The sequence below is a fragment of the Lacimicrobium alkaliphilum genome (genome assembly GCF_001466725.1).
Lineage (GTDB): Bacteria > Pseudomonadota > Gammaproteobacteria > Enterobacterales > Alteromonadaceae > Lacimicrobium > Lacimicrobium alkaliphilum_B.
This window is the reverse complement of record NZ_CP013650.1, coordinates 869,155-891,813: the sequence shown is the minus strand read 5'-3', so window position 1 is coordinate 891,813 and position 22,659 is coordinate 869,155. Positions and strand designations below refer to the sequence as shown.

Below are 22,659 nucleotides of genomic sequence, written 5' to 3'. Positions count from 1 at the left end.
AATTATTCTCTTTTAACGGTTAATGGCGTTTACTTACCAGCCCTGACCAGACCGCCCAGGCCAAGGGCTTCAAGATGTCGGTTTACCCGCTCACGGACCTGGGTTGGGTGCTCCATTTCGATCACTTCATCGAGCAGCACTTTGGCATCATCGAGCGATACTTTGCGTATCACCCACTTGATCTTACTCAGGTTAAAACCACTCATACTCAGCTTGCGGTAACCCATGGCGAGCAACAGAATTGCCCCACCGGGTTCACCGGCCATCTCGCCACAGAGGGTGACCGGTTTTTTCAGTTTCGCAGAATCTTCAATGATCTGCTTCAGCGCTTTGAGCACCGCCGGATGATAACTGTCATACAGATTAGCCACTCTGGGATTATTGCGATCCACCGCCAGTAAATATTGCGTCAGGTCATTGCTGCCAATGGAAAAGAAGTCCACTTTATCCGCCAGTTGCGGAAGCTGATACATGACCGCGGGCACTTCGAGCATGACCCCCACTTCGGGCATTTTCAGTTCCTGTCCTTCAGCCTGAGCTTCTTCGGCCACTTCATAGTACGCCTGACGTATCAGACGTTTAGCCTCACTGACTTCATAGATAGTGGTAATCATGGGCAGCATGATCTTGAGATTATCCAGACCGAGACTGGCTCTGAGCATGGCCCGTAACTGCACCAGAAAGATCTCAGGATGGTCCAGTGTCATACGAATCCCCCGCCAGCCCAGAAAGGGATTCTCTTCCACTACCGGGAAATAAGGCAAAGGCTTGTCGCCGCCTACATCCAGGGTGCGCATAGTAATAGTTTTGTTGGGGCTGGCCTCGAGCATGGCGCGATAAATCTGACATTGCTCATGTTCTGAGGGGAAACGCTCACGCATCATAAAGGGGATTTCGGTGCGATACAGACCGACACCGTCGCCCGCCTCACCATAGATGGACTCCAGCTCAGCAGACAACCCGGCATTAATATATAACTCCATTTTGCAGCCATCGCGGGTTTCAGCGGGTTGATCCGCCTCTTCGCGGACAGCATCATAGAGTTCATTTTCCTCGTCCACCAGACTCTGAAATTCCTGGCGGATACTCTGGCTCGGCGATACGATTATCTCGCCGGAATAACCATCCAGCAAAATATCCTTACCGCTGAGTAAAGATACCGGCACATCAGAAAGCCCCATCACCGCGGGCACCCCCATGGCTCTGGCCAGAATCGCGGCATGAGAGTTATTTGAGCCACGCACTGAAATTATTGCCTGTAGTTTTTCGCGGGGGAACTCCGCCAGCATCGAGGCGCTGACTTCTTCAGCCACCAGAATCGCCTGTTCGGGCACAGGCGCCTGCACCCTGAATCTGCTCAGCAGATGGCCCAGTACTCTGTTACCCAGATCTTCCACATCCACGGCCCGTTCCTGCATATAGGGATCGTCCATCGCGCGGAACTTATTGATGTAATGTTCTACCACCATCTTAAGGGATGAGGCGGCATCCCAGCCGCTTTTGATCTTGTCTTCCACCTCGCGGCCCAGACTGTTGGCATCGAGCAGGTTGTGATAGAGCTGAAAAATCGCCAGCACATCTTCAGGCACTGCGTCGGCCATACTATCTGACAGCTTCTTCACTTCCTTGCGGGTACGGATCACCGCCTGGCGGTACCGTTCAATCTGTTTTTCCGGCTTCTCAGCACGGCGCAGCATCTGACCACGCAAGCTGTGTTTGATATTCGGAACATGACCGACACCAATTGCCAGACCACCGGAACCTGGTACTCCCCGCAGCGACTTCTGCCAGCGGGACTTATCCCCACCATCCGTGAGGCTGATAGAGCCGCGGGCTTCAGCATGGGCAATTTCCAGCGCAATCTGCGCCGCCAGCGTCACCAGAAAAGCTTCTTCGTCTTCACTAAAGCGTCGCTTTTTCTGTTGCTGAATGGTCATCACTCCCAGCACTTTGCGCTGGTGAATAATAGGTGTGCCCATAAAGGCATGGTAGGTCTCTTCTTTGACCTCTGGGTAATGTTTGAAACGCGGATGGGACTGGGCATCTTCGATATTAATCGGCTCTTCGCGCTGGCCGATCAGGCCGATAAGCCCCTCTGAAAATCCGATAGAGACTTTGCCAATGGCCTCTTTGGAGAGGCCCTCGGTGGCCATCAGCAGAAAATACTGATGCTCGTAGCTGGCCAGATAGATGGAACAACAGTCCACCTGCATGGCACTTTTCACCCGACTCGCCAGGCAGGTAAGGGCGTCATCCAGATCCGGGATCTGGTTGACTTCCTGAACAATGCGCTTAAGTTGAGTGAGCATAATGTGTTGTCCTAACTCCTGCGCCGACGTTTAGACCGCTGTCCGGCTGGTCTGGTCTGAACGGGCATGGCAATGGACACAAACTCCTTCATTACGCGACGATAAACATCCCGTTTGAAAGACACCACATTACGTACAGGGTACCAATAACTAACCCAGCGCCAACCGTCGAATTCCGGATGACCCGAGTGCAAAACATCAACATCTTCCTCTTTACAGGTAAGCTTCAGCAAAAACCATTTTTGCTTCTGCCCGATACAGACAGGATCCGTACCCTGGCGTATCAGCCTCTTCGGCAATTTGTATCTTACCCAGTTTTTGGTTACCCCGAGTATTTCCACATCCTGTGGTTTAAGCCCCACTTCCTCGTGCAGCTCCCGATACATTGCCTGCTCTGCAGTTTCACCTTGATCAATTCCGCCTTGTGGAAACTGCCAGGAATGCTGGCCATAGCGTCTTGCCCAAAATACTTGCCCTATCCTGTTGCAAATCACTATGCCGACATTCGCGCGGAATCCTTCGGCATCAATCACTTAGACTCCCGGGCATTAGTTCTTTTATAGTAACGCATTCTTCCATAAACTAGGCCTCTTTCAAAGCTAATTCAGCCAATATTTGCTGTATAGCTGGCTCGTGACAGCCCCCTAAACCCCTACGATGGAGCAGGTTAATGAAAAGCAGACACTGGAATCTGATCTTCGTCGGCAGTGCGCTGTTCTATCTATTCAGCCTGCATTTACGGGCCTATCCTCTTGATTTTCTGTTCAAAGCCATCCCCGTAATGTGGCTGATGCTACTGGTGATGCGCAATGCCCAAAATAATAAGTACCTGCTGCTCACTGCTCTGGCTTTTTCAGCCTGTGGCGACATCCTGCTGGCCTTGCCGCTACCCCAGAGTTTCAATCTTGGACTGGCCGCCTTTTTACTGGCACAGCTAATCTACAGCATTAACTTCTGGCGTTTTCGCCACTGGCAGCACTGGAAACTACTGCCCCTGGCACTTATTGTGGCGTTTGCCGGTGCGTTGTTCTGGCGTCTGCAACCTGAGCTTGGCAACATGCTTTGGCCCGTTGTGGCCTATATGCTGGCGCTGTGCGCAATGGCGACCACTGCCATTATTGCCAGCAAAGGAATTCCCTGGTTGATAGTGGGTGCTGTCAGCTTCGTCATCTCAGATACCTTGCTGGCCTGGGTATACTTTATTGATGCTTTTGTCTGGCATGAATTCACTGTCATGTTCAGCTATTATTTAGCACAATTTTGCCTGGTCAACGGTGCCCTGACCATCACAACGCGGGAAACAGAATAAGGTGCAACTACCCCAACACCCTCCTGCGAGCATTGAGGAACTGCTGGAACGAACCCGCCAGTTAGCCGGGCTGACACTGGGCGAACTGGCGGATCTGGCCGGCTTCGCCACACCAGAAAACCTGCAACGGCATAAAGGCTGGAGTGGCCAGTTGCTGGAACTGTGGCTGGGGGCAGAAGCCGGTTCAAAACCAGAGCAGGATTTTCCGCAACTTGGAGTAGAACTCAAAACCTTACCTGTTAATGAGCAGGGTAAACCGCTGGAAACCACCTATGTCTGCTATGCGCCGCTGGTTAATATTGCCGGAATGAGCTGGGAGCACTCCAATGTGCGTAACAAATTAAGCTGCGTCTGCTGGCTGCCGATTCTGGCCAGTCGCACTATTGCGCCTGCGGAGCGCCGGGTCGGCAGCGCCTTTGTCTGGCAGCCCGATCAGAACGAGGAAGCCGCCTTACGCCAGGACTGGGAAGAGATCATGGAGCTGCTCGCGCTGGGCAAAATCGAGTCTGTTACAGCTCGACATGGCGAAGTGCTGCAGTTACGACCCAAAGCCGCCGACGGCAAGGCCCTCACCGACGCCATCGGCGAACAGGGCCAGCGGATCCGCACCCGTCCCCGGGGCTTTTATCTGAAAAAACACTTTACTCAACAGATCCTGGATAAGGTTTTCAATGATGTTTAACCCCAAACACTCCGGCTGGCTGTTCGCCTTTATAATGAGCGGATTTATGGCTTTTTGTATGTCAGGCATACTGACCCTGATTAACCTTGGCCTGGTAGAGAATTTTATCTGGTTATGGCTACGGGCTTATGTGCTGGCACATCTGTGTGCCTTTCCACTGGTGATGCTGTTCGCCCCATTCAGCCGCCGCATTGTGGAGTGGCTGGTGAAATAGTTGTCAGGCTGTGTAGCCGGCCAGGAAGCGCAGCGGACCTGTCCAGCACCTTTGACAACCGGATGTTACCAGCACGTACATTGGTTCGTTCAAAGGTTGCGGGATTATGCGTGGATTTTTTACCACAGAGGCTTAAATGTATAACAGCGGCATACTCACCGCAGAGACGCAGAGCGCGCGGAGGTTGTAGGGGCGAAAGCGAATACGGGATTTGTTAAACCGCCCCATGTAGGGCCCAATTTATTGGGCTAACGGTGCCAATCTCGCCTCTGCTGGTCGAATAAATTCGACCCTACATTGGGGGCTCGGTAAGTTGCCAGGCGATTAATTCGATCTCGCAGAGGCGCAAAGGCGCTGTGGAACAGATGCTATAAGGCCCCTGCGTCTCAGCGACTCTGCGAGAGATAGTTATTTGTTCGTGATTTTCGTGCCTTTCGTGGTTACCTATGTTTTAACCGTTAATCCACCTCGCCTTTACGGTACGGCAGCTCTTCGTCCATTTTTTCCAGTTTATGGGTCATCTGCATGGGTGAGCCGGTATGGCGGGCCAGCCAGTAGTAGGCAGTAGGCACCACAAACAGGGTCATAAAGGTCGCCACAATAACACCGGCAAAGATCACCATACCGATGACCATCCGGCTCTCTGAGCCTGGCCCGGAGGCCAGTACCAATGGCAGAGAGCTGAATACGGTCGTAAAGCCGGTCATGACGATAGGACGCAGCCGCTGCTTGGCCGCCCGTTTCAGGGCTTCTTCAAACTCCATACCCACATCCCGCAGCTGATTAGCAAATTCCACGATCAGGATGCCGTTTTTAGCCGCCAGGCCAATCAACATAATCATGCCGATCTGACTGTAGATATTCATCGACAGATCGGTGAGATATAAACCAATAAAAGCGCCAAGCAATGCCAGGGGGACGGTCAGCATAATCACCAGCGGATGAACCCAGCTCTCAAACTGTGCCGCCAGCACCAGATAGGTGACCGCCAGGGCCATGGCAAAGATAAACAGCACTGAATTGCCGGACTCCTGCAATAGCTGAGACTCACCTTTATAGTCCACGGCGATGGTGTCAGAGATCTCCTCACTGACGATGCCGTTCAGATAATCCAGCGCCTCACCCAGGGTATAACCATCAGCCAGGTTGGCACTGATCGTAATGGCCCTCATTCTGTTGTAGCGGTTAAGGGTCGATGAAGTAGCCTGCTCCTCAAAACTGAGCAGGTTATCCAGCGGGATCAGCTCACCTGAACGCTGCGAGCGCACATAGAGATTGTCAATACTCTGCGGACTGCGGTAATCGGCCTTGCGGCCTTCCATGATCACGTAGTACTCCTGACCCCGATCAAGGTAAGTGGATACCCGCCGCTGCCCCAGCATGGTCTCCAGCGTCCGACCGATATCACCAATAGAAACACCCAGATCGGCGGCCCGCTCTTTATTGATATTCACCAGTATTTGCGGCCAGGTTTCCTTATAATCACTGTCCAGACGCACCAGGCCGGGATTGTCAGCGGCTTTTTTCATCAGAATATCCCGGGCGCTGACCAGCTCCTCATAGGTATTGCCCTTTAACACAAACTGCACCGGCCGGCCCAGCCCACCGCCACCAAGGCTGCTGCGCATCACCGCAAAAGCGCGCACATCGGGAATGGTGGTCAGCTTGCCGCTGATTTCATCCATCAGTTCAAAGGTACTGCGCTTGCGCTCATCCCAGGGCACAGCACCAACGATGGCAATACCGGCACTGCCGCCCCAGCCAGGCGTTCTTACCAGTACTCTGTCGACTTCTTCCTTGCCGATATAGGGCAGCAGAATATCTTCGATTTTTTTCAGGTTGCGGCTGTTGCTCTCGAAACTCGCCCCTTCTGCCGATTGCATAATGATAAAGAAGTTGCCACGGTCTTCTTTGGGTACAAACTCGGTGGGCACTTCTTTTGACAGTCCATATAAGGCTACCACGCTGACGATAATCAGCAGTGCGGTTACCCAGGGCTGGTGCAGGTTCTTATCCAGAGACTGGTAGTAACTGTTTTCCAGCTTCGAGAAGCCTTTGTCCATGGCGCGCCCGAAGCGACTGCTGCGCTCACGTTTTTCCAGAATTCGCGAGCAAAGCATGGGCGACAGGGTCAGGGCGGTGAAACTGGAAAAGGCCACGGCGGCGGCAATGGCAATGGCAAATTCGGTAAACAATCTGCCGATATTGCCCTCCAGAAAAATCAGCGGCAGAAATACCGCGATCAGCACTAACGTAGTGGCAATCACCGCAAAGCCCACTTCACGGGCACCACGATAAGCGGCCAGCAAGGGTGGCTCGCCCATCTCGATACGCCGATAAATGTTTTCCAGCACGACGATAGTGTCATCCACCACCAGACCAATGGCCAGCACCAGCGCCAGCAAGGTCAGCAGGTTGATGGAAAAACCCAGGGTATAGAGCACCATAAAGGCCGCCACCAGCGCTACCGGCACTGTTACGGCGGGGATCAGGGTGGCTTTAACATTGCCCAGGAACAGGTAGATGACCACCACCACCATCACCATGGCAATGGCCAGAGTATTGTAAACCTCGTTAATGGACTCTTCGATAAACACCGAGGAGTCATAGCTGGGCACGATAAAAATATTACCCGGCAGATTCCGCTCCACCTCTTCGATGGCTTTACGGGCCGCTCTGGCCACCTCCAGCGTATTGGCCTTGGACTGTTTAACAATGCCCAGTCCAATCATATTCACGCCATCGCCACGAAACTCGGTTTTATCGTCCTCGGCGGCCAGTTCGACATTCGCTACCTCGCCCAGACGCACCAGATAACCGTCGGCACCGGCCTTGATCGTCAGGCGCGAGAAATCATCCGGGTCAAGAAATGAGCGGGCAACCCTGACCTCAAAATCACGATCGGAGGACTCTATCTCTCCGGCGGGTAGTTCCACATTTTCGGAGCGGATCACCTGCTCGATATCTTCCACCGTCACGTTACGGGCGGCCATAGCATTGCGATCCAGCCAGACTTTCATGGCGTAGGTTCGTCCGCCGCCAATTCTGACCCTGGCCACCCCATCGGCTACCGCAAGGCGGTCCACCACATAGCGATCAGCATAATCGGTCAGCTCCATCACTGACATATTGTCGCTGCGCAGATTATACCAGACCACCACATCTTCGTCGGAGTCCGATTTATACACTTCAGGTGGATCGGCCTGAGCCGGAAGGTTATTCAGCGCCCGGCTGACCCGTTCGCGCACATCATTGGCCGCCGCATCAATATCGCGATACAGATGAAATTCAATACTGATGGAAGAGCGGCCATTGCGGCTGCTGGAGTTGATGTTCTTGATGCCTTCGATACCGCTGATACGATCTTCAAGCAACTGGGTAATACGGGTTTCAATTATCGAGGCCGACGCACCGGGATAATTGGTGCTGATTGAAACAATGGGCGTCTCTACATCAGGGTACTCGCGCAGAGACAACTTAGTGATGGCGACAATACCAAAGACAATCAGCAGCAGGTTAACAACAGAGGCAAATACCGGCCTTTTTACAGAGAGATCCGATAACAGCATAGTTATGGCTCCAGCACGTTAACAAGCATACCATCACCGAGCTTGAGCGCCCCTTCCACCACTACCCGATCACCGGCATCAAGACCGGATACCACCTGTACCAGCCCGGGCTTGCGGCGGCCAATTTTTACTTCCCGTTTCTGAACTTTACTATCATCACCAACAACATAGACAAATTGCTGATCCTGAATCGGAATCAGAGCACTTTCCGGCAACACCAGGGTATTGAGCACCTGTTTTTGCAACAGAATTTGCAACAACATACCTGGGCGCAGACGCAGTTCGGGGTTGTCCACCAGGGCCCTGACCTGCACTGAACGGGTTACCGGATCCAGCCTTGAGTCCATGCTGATTATCTGCCCGCGAAACACAACGCCGGGATAGGCCACCGTAGTTGCCGAAATCGGCAGGCCCTTGGCCACATCTGACAGATGACGCTCGGCGATACTGAAATCCACCTTGACCTTGCTCAGATCATCCAGTGTGGTGATCAGATCGCCAGGGCGCACCAGCGCACCATTACTGACCCGGCGGATCCCCAGTTTGCCGGCGAACGGCGCTCTGATCTCGAGCTCTGCCAACTGCGATTTGGACACTTCAAGCTGGGCCTTAAGGGCATTCACGCGGGCTTCCTGCTCATCCAACAACTGGGCAGAGGTGGCATTCTCGCGGGCCAGATTAGTAATACGCTGCAGTTGTCTTTTGGCTTCCTGTAAATTGATTTCCAGCTCACTGACACGGGCTTTTTCTTCCCGGTCATTGAGTTGCACCAACAACTGCCCTTTTTCCACCATATCGCCATCATCGAAACCGATACGGGCAATAACCTCGCTTTGCTGAGCGGTAATCTGCACGGCCTCATTGGCCGTCGCCGTGCCCAATGCCTCGACCACTACCGCAAAATCCTGTTGCGTTGCCTCTGCAACCGTTACCGGCACTGCGCTCATCTGCCGCGAAGGCTCAGCTTCTTCAGGTTGAAGATACAAATAGACAGTAACCGCCGATACCATCAGCAACAAAATCAAAACAGGTGAAATCGTAAATTTCTTTGCCATCTGGCTCAAAGCCCTTTTCTGGTGAAAATTGGTGCAACCGGTTTGGCACCTGGCTGAACCGTACTAAAAATCAAAGAAGCCTTAATGCAAGTGATAGCCTGCAGGGGGCGCTTATACTACCATAGGCGCTAAATTCCTGAACTGTACGTACCCAATTGCAAAAAAGATTACTTCTGTGTACCTCTGTGTTGCTCTTTTCCTGCAGCAGTGAGCCCCCGTCGCAGCCAATGTGCAGGGTAGAAGCTCAGCAGCGGGAGAGTAACGTCGGCGGAGCAGCCTGCCTAATCAAAATCGACAAATGGCTTGTAACTACAGCTAACCGACATTCCTCCGGCCTTGATATCCCCGGTGGCGCGGGTCAGAACGGAGAATCAGCCCAGTGCACTGCGCACCGGCATACCTGGGAGCAAACCGGCTTTAATGTGGAAGTGGGGCGCTATCTGGGTCAGACAGATTCCGGTTTGCGGGTCTATCACTGCCGTTTGCCACCGGCATTTACACCTGAACTGAAAACCTACCCGGTGCCTGAATGGGTAGAATCCGATATCAGCTCTATCCAGCTCAGCAATCCTTTTGAACTTGAGTTGCGTGACTGGCAACGGGATAAAGAGCTGATTGAACTGCGGGAATGGTTTAATAAGGTACCAGAGTGAAGCATTAAATAACCGTTAGGACTGGCCTCAGCTTTAAAGCTCTGCTTTTACAAGCATAAGCCTGAAAAAAGCAGAGTATAAACTGATTTCTGGCGGCTATGATTTGTAACTTACTGTTTCAAGTGAATATAAAGATAAAGTCCAATCAAAACCTCAAATCAGAAAAAGTACAAGAATCGTACAATCTGAAAATTTACTCACACCATACAGGCCTAAATTGACCGATTCACCTGAATAATCAGAGTGTTAATCGTTAGAATTAGCTTAGATTTACAAAATACGCCTTTAAGTTATTCATCCGGCTGCGGTAGCGGCTCTTTGGCATCACGGCTGGCAAACCATAGCTGCATAAAGTCTTCGGTAATTTTCTGCTCAATATCTATGGCCTGATCGGTAGGGCAGAAAATAGTAATACGGGTCTCCGTATCACCGAGATGGCTGGTGGTAATGCGGATAGCAGGATCCGGCCCGGAAATATTCACATCCAGACGTTTTTCGATAAGATTATTGTAGCGCAACGCCACATCATGAAAATGCTCACAGTAAGAGCGGGCTTTTTCCTGTAGCTGCTCCTTAAAGGCAAACACATTGACACTCTGATCACGGGTCAGAATAAAAGAGTGGGTCGAATAACGCTTCAGGAAATTGAGGTTTTTAACCGGTCGCGTGATCAACAGGTTGTTGGGTACATTCAGGGTTTTGCCTGAATATTCATAGGTTTCCATATGCACTTCAAGCAAGGTCAGACTCAGCCAGTCTGATTCAATCACTTCACCGTAATGATCACCTACCTGGATCCAGTCACCGACCCGGAACATACGTGCACTGGTGGCATAGATAAAACCGGTGAAGCACTGAATATATTCACGCATGGCCAGCACGATGGCGACCATAAAGGCGGCAATGGAAAAGGCCAGAGTCTGTACCTCTGCTGACCAGAGCACCAGGATAAATACCACCAGCAACATATTGCTGACATTCTTAATCGCATTAACCGCCGGGCGCTTGTCTTCTGCCCGCTTTTTCCCTCTTCTTCGCACCAGCCGCACAATCAGACGTTTGATGCCCAGCATCACAAACAGCAGCAGCAGGGTGGTCACCAGCTTGTGAGTCAGCATAAAGGTAAAAATTTTATCCAGCCAGAATTCCAATGGTGCTCCTTGTAGATTCAGTATTGTGCGACACGACGTTTAACGGGGCATATCATCCTGACTGTGCACCGGTTTTGCAATATCTTGAGCCAATTCAGCGCTGCTGTTAGCCATGTTTCATGGCTGGTAAAGCGCCAGTGTATCTAATCGCTCACGGATCTTGTTCACCAGTTGCTGGTAGGCGGGACTGTCTACTGCCTCAAAGCGACGGGCAAATTCCTCTTTGTCCATCCCTTCTGGCAAGTCCAGAACCTGCGGGAAGAACACCGACTCATCCTCTGCCTGTGCCAGTCGCCGCTGGATCAGCTCTGCAGTATCCGGCTCCAGTGCCATTTTCGCCAGTCTGACCCCGGCCATATCCGCCGCCAGGTCTACAAAGCTGTAACCACTGCCACCCTCGCCTCTGTCCATCAGCTCTTTAAATTCACCGACGGCTATGCTGATACCCTGATCAGAGAGCAGCTTAATGGCCACAGAGTAAACAAAATGCAGATGCAGATCCTGTCTGTCTGAGAGCACAATGTTGACACGATGCCCATTACGCGGCAGCGCCTCTATGCCGACAAACCGGGCAAAATGACGATTACCGGTATAGATAGCCAATGCCAGCAACGCGCTCTCATTTTCCTCAACAGCATCTGCTCCGGTACTGCGCCTGAGCGCTTCAGCAAACAACGGTTGCAGATAATAATGCAAAGACACAGTGTCAGAACCCGGCATCTGAAGCTTATCAAGCATGCCCAGATAATGGTGCACCCGCTGTTGTTTCCGGGCATCTTCAGGCGACAGCGCAGAGGGCGGAAGCTCTCTTAGCTCCTGCAATAAATCCGCAAAAGGGGCCAGTCTGATGGCCACGGCGCTGTTGCTGATATCAACCTGACGGACTCGATCAAGCAGCGCACTGGCAATATCAGCGTCCAGCTTCCAGTCCACCAGCTTACTGACCAGTGACAACACCCAGTCACCGGGCAGATTGAGACTGCCTAATTGCATAGTGCCTAACTGTATACCCTTACCGGCTTTGAGCTCAGCATTGAGATTAAGGTAAGTCCCCGGGAAGGGCAGTTTATAGCTTACTGCCAGTAGTCCCGCATCCTGAGTGATATTCACCTGGCCACGAACGCCCGCCCGTGCCCGCTGCACAACACCAGCCAGGCTGTCGAGTTGCTCTGCACTGATACTCAGGACCTGAGGATGCTGACTGCGGGCGTAGGCATTTCGAAGTTGTGGTAAAAGCAGTGCCACTGAATCCGCTTCCTCTACCTGCGCGGCACTATTGGCTTCCACCAGCGGCTGAGTATCGATAATCAGTACCAGCAAAATAGCCAGTCCCGCCACCAATAGTAGGCTAATGGCGATGAGCAACCGCGACAAACCCTTGAACCATGTCATTGGTTAACACCAGGCAGCGCGCGGAGAAAAACGCCTTGCTCACTCTGAATCTGCAAAACCGGAATACCTATTAATTAAAGGGCGGGGAATCATCAACTCGTAACATTAAACCAAGCGTGGATGCCATTATATTGACCACGCCTGTAGTTTAAAAGACGCATTTTTTACCTCAGCGATCCGGATCCGGCATCACCTCAGGAAAAAGCCGCTAGACCTCTATCTCTACCAGATTGCCTTTGCTTTCCAGCCAGGTTTTTCGGTCCGGGGCGCGTTTCTTAGCCAGTAACATATCCATCAGCTCCATGGTGCTGATATCGTCGTCCACTGTCAGTTGCACCAGGCGGCGGGTATTGGGATCCATGGTGGTTTCGCGCAGCTGTATAGGGTTCATTTCGCCCAGGCCCTTAAAGCGCTGCACATTGACCTTGCCGCGTTTTTTCTCCGCTTCGATACGATCTAAAATGCCCTGTTTCTCACCCTCATCAAGGGCGTAATATACTTCTTTGTCCACATCGATTCTGAACAATGGCGGCATGGCCACATACACATGGCCGTGATTAACCAGTGAGCGGAAATGGCGCACAAACAAGGCGCACAGCAAGGTGGCGATATGCAGGCCGTCTGAGTCGGCGTCAGCCAGTATGCAGATTTTGTGATAGCGCAATCCGGACAGATCCTCTGAGTCAGGATCGATGCCCAGCGCCACAGAGATATCGTGAATTTCATTGGAACCCAGCACCTGTGCCGATTCCACTTCCCAGGTGTTAAGAATCTTACCCCGGAGCGGCATCACCGCCTGAAACTCTCTGTCTCTGGCCTGTTTGGCCGAGCCGCCGGCCGAGTCGCCTTCCACCAGAAATAACTCTGAACGATTATTATCCTGAGTAGTGCAATCAGTGAGCTTACCGGGCAGCGCCGGGCCCTGAGTGACTTTTTTACGTTCGATTTTCTTATTCTGTCGCAGCCGTTTCTGCGCATGGCTGATGCAGATCTGCGCCAGTTGTTCGGCCACTTCGGTATGCTGGTTCAGCCACAAACTGAAGGCATCTTTGACCACACCTGAGACAAAGGCCGAAGCCTGACGGGAAGACAAGCGCTCTTTGGTCTGACCGGCAAATTGCGGATCCTGCATTTTAGTGGAAAGAATATAACTGCATCTGTCCCAGATATCTTCCGGGGTCAGTTTGACGCCCCTGGGCAGCAGATTACGAAACTCACAGAATTCACGCATGGACTCCAGAAGTCCCTGACGCAGCCCGTTTACATGGGTACCGCCCTGCGTAGTAGGAATCAGGTTTACATAGCTTTCGGTGATCAATTCGCCGCCCTCGGGCAGCCAGATCACCGCCCAGTCAGCGGCTTCATGGTTACCTGAGAAGGCGCCTACAAAAGGCGCATCTTCAGGTACACAAGGGTAGGCCTTGACCGACTGGTACAGATAATCTTTTAATCCGTCTTCAAAAAACCACTCATGGGATTCCTTGCTGACTTTATCTTCAAACCGAATTCTCAGGCCCGGACAAAGCACCGCCTTGGCCCTGAGCACATGCAGTAGTTTGGTTACCGAAAATTTGGATGAATCAAAATACTGGGCATCAGGCCAGAATCGTACCCGGGTGCCTGTATTGCGTTTACCGCAACTGTCCACCACCTCCAGTTCCGCCACTTTATCGCCGTTCTCAAAGGCCATCTGATAAACCTGTGCATCCCGGCGAACGGTAATATCAACCCGTTTTGAAAGGGCGTTGACCACAGACAGGCCGACGCCATGCAAACCGCCGGAATACTGATAGTTTTTATTCGAGAACTTACCGCCGGCATGGAGCTTGGTCATGATCAGCTCGACACCACTGATGCCATGTTCCGGATGAATATCCACCGGCATACCGCGGCCATCGTCAATCACTTCCAGTGACTGATCCTCATGCAATATCACTTTAATATCGCTGGCATGACCGGCCAGCGCTTCATCCACACTGTTATCGATCACTTCCTGGCTGAGGTGGTTGGGTCGGGTGGTATCGGTATACATCCCGGGACGACGTTTTACCGGCTCCAGACCGCTCAGAACTTCAATGGCTTGTGCGTTATAACTTTGATTGGACATGCTGAATCATCTTGTTGAAAGCGTTGTTATTGTTTTAGTCAACACCGCTGGTTTAACTACAGACCGATGGCGGCGTTACAGGTTGATGTTACCAACTCACCCGGGCTTTGCCCATACAAAGCCGGCAATATCGGCCAGATAACGTTCAAAGCCATCAAAGGCGTGGCTGCCGCCCTGCTCCAGCGTGATGCGGCAATCCTGATACAGATCCAGGGCCAGACGATAATCCAGCGTTTCATCACCGCTTTGTAACAACACCCACAGGTTATCCGGCTTATTGATATGCCTGATATCCAGTTGTTGCAACTCCTGTACATGAGCATTGGTGAGAACAAAGCACTCGCCGGTGTAGGGATTCTGATGGCTACCCAGCATATCACGCAACAACAAATGAGGATGCACCGCCGGATTAATCAGCACGGCACGACCGCCGAATCTGTTGGCAAGATGAGTCGCCAGAAAGCCGCCCATGGAGCTGCCCACAAAGGCCAGCTCCTTACCCTGATGCCGCTCAGCCACCGCGCAGGCCTGCTCAAGTGCCTGGGCGGGGAAATTGGCCAGTTGCGGCACTTCCAGTTCAACCTGAGAATGACGCTCTGCCATAAAGGCACACATCTGATTCGCCTTGACCGATTTGGGCGAGCTTAAAAAGCCATGCAGATAAATCATTACCTGATTACTCATCTGTTACTCACTCTGATGATACGGGTGTTAAATGTGCCCTTTTGACCAAGCTCCAGCAGACGCAGCCCCGGTGCTTTGTCATCCACGGCAAATTCCTCGGTGTGTCGCCATTGCCAGCAGGTAGACGGACAGGCCAGAATCTGACTGTTGCCATGCTGCCAGCTCAAATCCGCATGCACATGACCATGGATCACCAGTCTGATCTGCGGCAATTCATCCAACAGCGCCAGAAAGGCCTCACGGTTACACCATTGGTGTTTGTCCATCCAGCTGTTACAGGCAACGGGATGATGATGTACTGCCACCAGATGAAAAACATCTGGCGCAGCATTTACCCTGCCTTTCAGCTTTGACAGTTGTTCCTTATCAACATACCCCAGTGTGCCCTGATAATGGCTGTCCAGAGCATGCAGATGCCAGTTGTCCAGTTTCAGCGATCTTTGTAACCAGCTCATTTCGCTGCCAAAAAACTGCCTTAGCAGTGCCGGTTGATCATGATTACCGGGAATAATATGCATGGCTGCCGGGATCCCGGCCTGTTGCCACAAGGTTTGAAAATGACGATACCCGGATTCAGACAGATCACCACTGAGATCCCCGGTCACCAGCACCAGCTCAGGCTCAAGGTCCCTCACGCACGCCAGTACCTTTTGCAGACTGGTATAGGGGTTGATCTTCAGATAACCGCTGCGCTCAATATCAGCAAACAGATGACAGTCGCTTATCTGTATCACCCGTACACAGGAATCTGAGGCGGTCAAAAAGGCTTTCCGGTATTGTCAGGGACTGACGGTGGAAGAGGAAGGATTGCGCAGACAGAACCCCAGCCATTCACCAAGAAAATGGTTAACCAGTTCTTTCTCATTTTTCTGGTGCATCAGTTGATTGGGGTATTGGTAGCTGGGCCGGAACTTGCCCATATGCTGGAACCCCAGCACCTCAGCCAGACGAGCGTCATGATAGAGACGGATCTGCATCACTGGCTGCAGATAGTCCGGCAGCGCAGAGCTGACCTGGCGCATTTCCAGCGTGGTAGTGTAAGGCTCGCACTGCTGGATAACGATGGCATAGCTAATGTTGTTACCGGCCGCAAAACAATAGGCCATGTTCTGCTCGTCCACCTGCGGCAACAACCTCTGTAATCGGCCGTAGTTGGCTGCACAGACCGCCTGCAGGTTTGCCAGGCTGGGCACATACTTTTTTCGCTTTCGCTGCTCAATCACCGTCATTTACGCCAGTTATCCAGTACTTTTTGCTTATGCAGGGCAAACCATTGTAACGAAATTACCGCTGCAGCGTTATCAATCTGTCCTTCTCCGAGCATTTTCAATGCGTCATCGGATTTCATCCTGACCACACGAATATCCTCATGTTCCTCGTCAACCCCGTAAATCCCCTGTGCACAGCTTGAATCGCACTCTGCCATATACAAATAAAGTCGCTCAGAGGTACCACCGGGGCTGGATAAGTAACTTAGCATCGGATATAAACGCCCCAGCTCCAGCCCGGCTTCCTCCTGCGCTTCGCGGCGACAAACCTCCTCAGGGGCTTCACCGGGTTCAATATTACCGGCCACACATTCGTAGAGCCAGGGCGATGGGCTGGTTTGCATGGCGCCAATACGAAACTGCTCAATCAATACCAGTTCGTCGCGCTTTGGATCATAAGGCAAGACAGAGACCGCAGTGCCTCGTTCAAACAGTTCTCTGACCATAGTATCACTCCAGCCACCGGCAAATAGCCGGTGCCGCAGACGGTACCTGTGCAACCGGAAGAACCCCTTATAGACCTCTTCCCGCTCGTCAATCTGCACATCCTCAGAGGTAAAACTGCTAATTGATTTCATCGCCGATACCCTGCACTTACTCTATTCTGCTCTTTGATCCAAGCCTAACATAAGGCAGTATCAGTTCAGACAAAAATAGCCCACATATTCTGTTACACTTGGTCACGCGCTGTTACCTGAAAAGGGTTAAAGTGAGCGCCTGAATCACTTAAACTTTGATACACTAAGAAAATAAACGCCCCCGTTTACTTTACACTGGCGGTTCAGAAAAATGTTAGGAACATACATGAAAAAATCACTGCTGGCGCTACTTGTAGGTTTTAGTTTTACCTCACAGGCCTACGCCGATGATCTTCACCAGGTTTACCAATTAGCGCTGAAAAATGACCCGACTGTCAATAAAGCCAAGGCTCAGCAGCAGGCTGCCGAACAAGGCATAGCCATTAACCGTGCATCGTTATTACCACAAATATCGGCATCTGCCGGTTACTCGATGGCGACAGACGAACGGGTTAACTTCCAGGAAAGCGGTATCGTAATCATTGAATCCGATACTGATACCACCAGTTGGGGGCTGCAATTGGATCTGTCATTGTATGACCATAACAACTGGATTCTGATGGACAGAGCAGAGAAAGTTGCCCGTCAGGCAGAAGTGTCCTACTCAAACGAGGTTCAGGATCTGATTCTGCGCACTACCACAGCCTACCTTGCTGTATTGAGGGCCATAGACAGTCTCGAGTTTGTCAAAGCCGAGAAAAACGCCATCGAAAGACAGCTTGAACAGACCAAGCAACGCTTTGCAGTTGGCCTGACAGCCATTACCGATGTGCATGAAGCGCAGGCCAACTACGACAGTACCGTAGCACAACAGATTCGCGCCGAAAATGATGTGGAATTGCGTCTTGAAGAGCTTCGCGCTATTACCGGCAAGTACCATGATGAACTGGCTGTGCTGAATACCGAGAACTTCTCACCGAGTCGTCCTTCACCGCAAGACCCTCGTCATTGGGTAAATATCGCTGAAGATCAGAATCTGGAGTTACTCGCCGCCAAGTTAGCCAAAGATATTTCTCAGGACGATATCCGTTCAGCCCGCTCTGGTCACCTCCCGACACTGTCTCTGCGTGGTCGCTATGAAGGCAGCAAAAGTGATATCGAAGCTTCTGGTATCGAAAACAGCTTACCTTCAACCGATGGTAGCTCAATTGGACTGAACCTGAGCATTCCCCTGTACTCAGGAGGACGCACCAGTGCTCAGGTAGATCAGGCCAGATACAACTATGTGGCTACCAGTGAAGATCTTGAACTGGCACATCGTTCAACCATCCGCTCGGTTCGTAGCGCTTATAACGATATCATTGCCGCCATCTCCACCACTGAAGCGCTGGAACAGGCCGTAGTGTCTGCAGAGAGCGCACTGAGGGCCACCGAAGCTGGTTTTGAAGTGGGTACCCGTACTATTGTTGATGTGCTTAACAGTACCCGTAATGTATTCAGTGCCAAACGGGACCTGGCCAATGCACGTTATGATTTCATCATCAGCTCACTGGAACTGAAAAAAGCCGTGGGCTCACTCACCGAACAGGATTTGATTGATATTAATCAGGGGCTGATGGCCTCAAACAACAACTGATTAACCACCATCAAACCAGGGGGAGGAGCCACCTCCCCTTTATCTTAGCCATTACTGATCATTATTGTTCCCGCCACAACCTGCTTTGTATGAGCAATGAAAAAGCTTTATTAGACCTTGTTGCATAACCTGGTGTATAAACATCATATCTATACTGCGACGACCCTCCATAAGAGGGGGAGTTTAATGAGAGACAAGGCCACATCATTTGACATTGCCCATATGGCGGGCGTGTCTCAATCTACCGTTTCACGGGCTTTGCGCAATAGTCCGCTGGTGAATCAGGAAACCCGGGAGAAAGTTCAGGCAATAGCCCGCCAGTTAAACTATAAAGTCGATAAGAACGCCAGCAGTCTGCGCCAGCGTAACAGCCGCACCATCGCCTTATTACTGTTTGAAGATCCCACTTCAGATGACTCCATGATCAATCCCTTTTTCCTGTCTATGCTCGGCAGCATCACTAAGGCCTGTGCTCAGGAAGGCTATGATTTGCTGGTCTCTTTTCAGCATTACAGCACCGACTGGCATGCAGACTACGAAGATACCAACAAAGCCGATGGTATTATTCTGCTTGGCTATGGCGACTATGTGAATTATCAGGACAAACTCAGTAAGCTGGAACAACAGCAGACCCACTTCGTACGCTGGGGCGAGGTGGACAAAGACCACCCGGGATTGTCGGTCGGCTGTGATAATTTTCAGGGCGGCTATAAAATCACTCAACACCTGATTGGTCTGGGACGCAAGAACCTGGCCTTTGTCGGTGGTGCTGACAGCCATTGCCCGGAGTTCTTTGAACGTTTTAAGGGCATGTGCCACGCCCTGCAACAAGCTGGCAGCAAAGGCAAGCCTTTGCAAATCGATGCCATTACCACTGAAGACTCTGGCTATCAGGCAGCTCTTGAACTGCTGGAACAGGATAACACTGTGGATGCCATCGTCTGCGCCAGTGATCTGATTGCAATAGGCGCCATGCGTGCATTGCAGGACAAAGGCATAGTAGTACCGGAACAGATTGCCGTGGTGGGTTATGACAACATTCTGCTGGCCAGTTTTGCCAATCCGCCCCTGACCACTGTTCACCAGAATACCAAGAAAGCGGGCGAGTTACTGGTAACCAGCCTGCTGCGAATGATCAAAGGTGAACAACCAGAGCCGGTCCTGATTCCTGCAGAGTTAGTGATACGGGCCTCCTGTGGTAGTCAGTAGTACCGTTGCGCATAGATAATTGTTCTGTCAGAGCGAACAATCATTTGTTCAGATTGGTATGGCCCCTCAATGCCCTCCACTCGCCCCTTACAGCTTTTATCTGAGGCACCAGTCAGGTAGATTATAAATTTATCGGACTACCCAGAAGTTTATTATGTTCAAGAGCTGTGTTGCTATGGCGTTGATTAGCTGGCCTTGCCTGTGTTTTGCAATAGATATTCAGCAAGTCTCTGATTCCGTCTGGGTTGCGGTGCAACCTGACACTGAACGCTTTGATGACAGCAATAGCCTGATTATGCGCGGTGACAATGGCGTGTTAGTGGTAGACAGTCAACAAAGCGCCGAAGACGTTGCCGCTATTATCCGCTTTATCGACAATACAATAGGCTTGCCCGTGGCTGTACTGGTGAACACTCACTGGCATGCAGATCATATTCAGGGCAATGCACTCTACAAAAACGCTTATGGGGACAAGCTGGCCATTATTGGCCATACCAGTCACTTAGAGGATATTCCACAGCGGGCACAGAAAACCCTGCAAGAGCAAATCACCTACCTGCAAGCGCAGTTGCCTATCGCAGAAGATCGCCTTGAGCAAGGGATAAAAATGGATGGCTCCCCGCTCAGTGAAGCTGAAGCAACACAACAAGCGCAGTTGATTGAACAAGCCAGGATATGGCTTAAGAACAATAAAGATACCAGCTTTGTTTTACCCGACAGGGTTATCAGTAAACCATTAGACTTAGCCAAATATGGATTTGACGCCAGCGTCATTCCCATGTCTGGCCACACCCGCGCCGATCTGGTGGTATACCTGCCTCAGCAAAAAATACTAGCCTGTGGTGATTTACTGGACGCAGTGCCGTACCTTGGCCATGGCAATACCCGGCAGTGGCTGGCTACGTTAAAGCACATGCAGGATATCTCCCCTGAGTTCTGGTTACCCGGTCATGGCAAGCCCGTCGAGGACCATACCTTGATAAATGCCATGCGGTTTTATTTTGACGAGTTGCTGGCTCAGATAAACTCGCTTCAGGAAGCCGACCTGGAAGCACTGAAAAAACAGGTAGATGTTAGCGCCAGCAGAGCCAGACTCACAGGGGACGACCCGCACAAGCAGCGCTTTTTTGACCATTCACTGGATGAGGCCATTACCCAGACCTATGAATCTGAACGGCAACACAGAGCCCAATGATCTGATCTGGCGCAAACCACTGTGGATAATATTACGCTAACCTGTACTACAAGCTTTGTGGAGCCGTTATCTTGACAAATCTGCAATTGCTCAGTGCGGCGATGCCAGTTCTGAGCATCCTGATATTACTGGTGATACTGCGATTACCGGCAACCCGGGCGATGCCTGTTAGTCTGGCCATATCGGCCTTTATGGCCTGGTATGTATGGCATGTGCCGGGCACTGTGATTAGTGCCTCATTGATTGAAGGCTGGATTATAGCGGCCACGATATTATGGATACTGTTTGGTGCCCTGGGATTACTCAATACCCTCCGTCACTCAGGCGCACTGGATAGGATCAGGCAGGCCTTTGTTCACCTTTCACCGGATCCCAGAGTCCAGTTGATTATTATCGCCTGGTTATTTGGCAGTTTCCTTGAAGGTGCGGCCGGGTTCGGCACACCCGCCGCGATTTGTGCGCCACTGTTGCTGGCCCTTGGGTTTCCGCCGCTGGCCGCTGTCAGCCTGGCATTGATTGCCAATTCTACGGCAGTATCCTTCGGCGCGGTAGGCACACCAGTGCTGGTTGGCCTGACTCAGGGGCTGAACGAGCCGGATGCAGAGATCATCAGGCAGGCCAGTGTTACCGCTATCAGCATTGATTTACTGGTTGCCTCAGTACTGCCATTAATCCTGTGCCTGATCCTGTGTCGCTTCTTCAGCCCGCTTAAGTCCTGGCGCCCGGGTTTCGCCATTGCGCCTTTTGCCATCGTCAGCGGTCTGGCTTTTACCCTGCCGGCCTACCTGGTAGCCAGATTTCTCGGCCCGGAATTTCCATCTTTGCTTGGCGCATTGTGCGGCCTGGTAATCGTCAGCTCTCTGGTCAGAAAAGGCATACTACTGCCAACCATAGCCTGGCAGTTTATTGACCATAAACAACAGAATGAAGCTGTTGGCGTCTCTGAGCCCGGTGCCGGAATGGGGCTATTGCGGGCCTGGTCGCCTTATCTTATCGTGGCCCTGCTGCTGGTTATTTCACGACTAAACGCACTGCCGGTAAAAACACTTTTGCAATCCATCACCCTGGAATGGAATAACATCCTCTCGAGCGAGATATCGGCCTCTGTTGCACCACTGTATCTGCCGGGAACCCTATTTTTACTGGCTTGCTTAAGTACCCTGGCACTCCAGGGTCTGACCGTTACGCAACTGGCCGATTCGATGAAAACCAGTGCCAGCACCCTCAAAGGGGCGGTCATTTCCCTTGCGGCCGCCGTTCCTATGGTCAGAGTCTTTCTCAACTCATCCGATAATCAGGCACAATTAGCTTCAATGCCGATGGAACTTGCTCAACTGGCGGTCAGTCAGTTAAGCCAGCACTGGACCTGGTTTGCGCCCTTTATCGGTGCACTCGGTTCCTTTATTGCCGGCTCAGCCACCTTTTCCAATATGATGTTTGCCTCGTTACAACAATCTGTAGCAGCACAAAGCGGAACACCTGAACACCTGATACTGGCCTTGCAAATGCTGGGAGCCAATGCCGGTAATATGATTTGCGTAGTAAACGTGGTCGCCGCAGCGAGTGTCGTCAGAATCAGTGGACAGGAAGGGCGGATTATCAGTTATACCTTACTTCCCATGCTCTACTACTGCCTTGCAGCCGGAACGGCAGCCTGGTTATTTTTCTAAACCAACAAAAAGCCCGGCATTTGCCGGGCTTTGTGAAA

The 22,659-nt window shown here is 51.7% G+C and carries 19 protein-coding genes; 8 read left to right on the top strand and 11 right to left on the bottom strand.

The window, feature by feature from the left end; translation table 11 throughout:
* Positions 1-29: 29 nt before the first annotated feature.
* Both ptsP and rppH read right to left on the bottom strand, forming a co-directional pair.
* On the bottom strand, positions 30-2,309 hold the full coding sequence (ptsP, locus tag AT746_RS04110) for a phosphoenolpyruvate--protein phosphotransferase (RefSeq protein WP_062476808.1): 2,280 nt from the start codon (positions 2,307-2,309) through the stop codon (positions 30-32).
* 11 nt (positions 2,310-2,320) lie between these two features.
* The gene (rppH, locus tag AT746_RS04105; protein ID WP_062476805.1) at positions 2,321-2,842 is read right to left on the bottom strand and encodes an RNA pyrophosphohydrolase; all 522 of its coding nucleotides are present in this window, start codon (positions 2,840-2,842) and stop codon (positions 2,321-2,323) included.
* A gap of 137 nt (positions 2,843-2,979) precedes the next feature.
* Here rppH and AT746_RS04100 point away from each other — a divergent pair, with 137 nt between their 5' ends.
* From AT746_RS04100 to AT746_RS04090, 3 genes are read left to right on the top strand one after another with little or no spacing between them, the layout of a single operon-like run.
* Entirely contained in the window at positions 2,980-3,618 is a 639-nt protein-coding gene (locus AT746_RS04100; protein ID WP_062476802.1) for a lysoplasmalogenase, read from the top strand.
* Position 3,619: 1 nt separating this feature from the next.
* Complete coding sequence (gene mutH / locus AT746_RS04095; RefSeq protein ID WP_062476800.1) at positions 3,620-4,300, top strand: DNA mismatch repair endonuclease MutH; 681 nt, start codon at positions 3,620-3,622, stop codon at positions 4,298-4,300.
* Complete coding sequence (locus tag AT746_RS04090; protein ID WP_197414323.1) at positions 4,290-4,514, top strand: DUF2798 domain-containing protein; 225 nt, start codon at positions 4,290-4,292, stop codon at positions 4,512-4,514. The genes mutH and AT746_RS04090 overlap by 11 nt, the downstream gene beginning before the upstream one ends.
* A 458-nt stretch (positions 4,515-4,972) precedes the next feature.
* Here the strand turns inward: AT746_RS04090 and AT746_RS04085 are convergent, their stop codons facing one another.
* Positions 4,973-8,083, bottom strand: a complete 3,111-nt coding sequence (locus tag AT746_RS04085) for an efflux RND transporter permease subunit (protein ID WP_062476781.1) — start codon at positions 8,081-8,083, stop codon at positions 4,973-4,975.
* Positions 8,084-8,085: 2 nt separating this feature from the next.
* Positions 8,086-9,138, bottom strand: a complete 1,053-nt coding sequence (locus AT746_RS04080; protein WP_062483942.1) for an efflux RND transporter periplasmic adaptor subunit — start codon at positions 9,136-9,138, stop codon at positions 8,086-8,088.
* 227 nt (positions 9,139-9,365) lie between these two features.
* Here AT746_RS04080 and AT746_RS04075 point away from each other — a divergent pair, with 227 nt between their 5' ends.
* Positions 9,366-9,791 (top strand): NUDIX domain-containing protein, encoded by a 426-nt coding sequence (locus AT746_RS04075; protein ID WP_062476779.1) that lies wholly within the window; start codon positions 9,366-9,368, stop codon positions 9,789-9,791.
* Positions 9,792-10,081: 290 nt separating this feature from the next.
* On the opposite strand, the gene AT746_RS04070 is transcribed toward AT746_RS04075, so the two are convergent.
* The 7 genes from AT746_RS04070 to nudF all read right to left on the bottom strand — a co-directional run bounded on the left by AT746_RS04070 (position 10,082) and on the right by nudF (position 16,971).
* Positions 10,082-10,942 carry a mechanosensitive ion channel family protein gene (locus tag AT746_RS04070; protein ID WP_062476776.1) on the bottom strand — a complete coding sequence of 287 codons (861 nt, stop codon included), beginning with the start codon at positions 10,940-10,942 and terminating at the stop codon, positions 10,082-10,084.
* 117 nt (positions 10,943-11,059) lie between these two features.
* Positions 11,060-12,334, bottom strand: a complete 1,275-nt coding sequence (locus AT746_RS04065; protein ID WP_156413621.1) for a hypothetical protein — start codon at positions 12,332-12,334, stop codon at positions 11,060-11,062.
* 208 nt (positions 12,335-12,542) lie between these two features.
* A complete protein-coding gene (gene parE / locus AT746_RS04060) occupies positions 12,543-14,441 on the bottom strand; it encodes a DNA topoisomerase IV subunit B (protein ID WP_062476770.1) in 1,899 nt (632 codons plus the stop codon).
* A 96-nt stretch (positions 14,442-14,537) separates the two neighbouring features.
* A complete protein-coding gene (locus AT746_RS04055) occupies positions 14,538-15,125 on the bottom strand; it encodes a YqiA/YcfP family alpha/beta fold hydrolase (RefSeq protein WP_062476767.1) in 588 nt (195 codons plus the stop codon).
* Positions 15,122-15,886 (bottom strand): metallophosphoesterase family protein, encoded by a 765-nt coding sequence (locus AT746_RS04050; protein WP_062476764.1) that lies wholly within the window; start codon positions 15,884-15,886, stop codon positions 15,122-15,124. The genes AT746_RS04055 and AT746_RS04050 overlap by 4 nt, the downstream gene beginning before the upstream one ends.
* An 18-nt stretch (positions 15,887-15,904) precedes the next feature.
* The gene (locus AT746_RS04045; protein ID WP_062476761.1) at positions 15,905-16,354 is read right to left on the bottom strand and encodes a DUF1249 domain-containing protein; all 450 of its coding nucleotides are present in this window, start codon (positions 16,352-16,354) and stop codon (positions 15,905-15,907) included.
* Positions 16,351-16,971: an ADP-ribose diphosphatase gene (gene nudF, locus AT746_RS04040; protein WP_062476758.1), complete on the bottom strand. Its 621-nt coding sequence runs from the start codon at positions 16,969-16,971 to the stop codon at positions 16,351-16,353. Before nudF ends, AT746_RS04045 begins: the two co-directional genes overlap by 4 nt.
* 226 nt (positions 16,972-17,197) lie before the next feature.
* Between nudF and tolC the strand changes: the two genes are divergently transcribed.
* From tolC to AT746_RS04020, 4 genes are all read left to right on the top strand, one after another.
* Positions 17,198-18,547: an outer membrane channel protein TolC gene (gene tolC, locus AT746_RS04035; RefSeq protein ID WP_062476755.1), complete on the top strand. Its 1,350-nt coding sequence runs from the start codon at positions 17,198-17,200 to the stop codon at positions 18,545-18,547.
* 186 nt (positions 18,548-18,733) lie between these two features.
* Complete coding sequence (locus AT746_RS04030) at positions 18,734-19,756, top strand: LacI family DNA-binding transcriptional regulator (RefSeq protein WP_062476752.1); 1,023 nt, start codon at positions 18,734-18,736, stop codon at positions 19,754-19,756.
* Positions 19,757-19,910: 154 nt separating this feature from the next.
* Entirely contained in the window at positions 19,911-20,951 is a 1,041-nt protein-coding gene (locus AT746_RS04025; RefSeq protein ID WP_062476749.1) for an MBL fold metallo-hydrolase, read from the top strand.
* 71 nt (positions 20,952-21,022) lie between these two features.
* Positions 21,023-22,621, top strand: coding sequence for an L-lactate permease (locus AT746_RS04020; protein ID WP_082633146.1), 1,599 nt, complete (start codon positions 21,023-21,025; stop codon positions 22,619-22,621).
* Positions 22,622-22,659 lie beyond the last annotated feature (38 nt).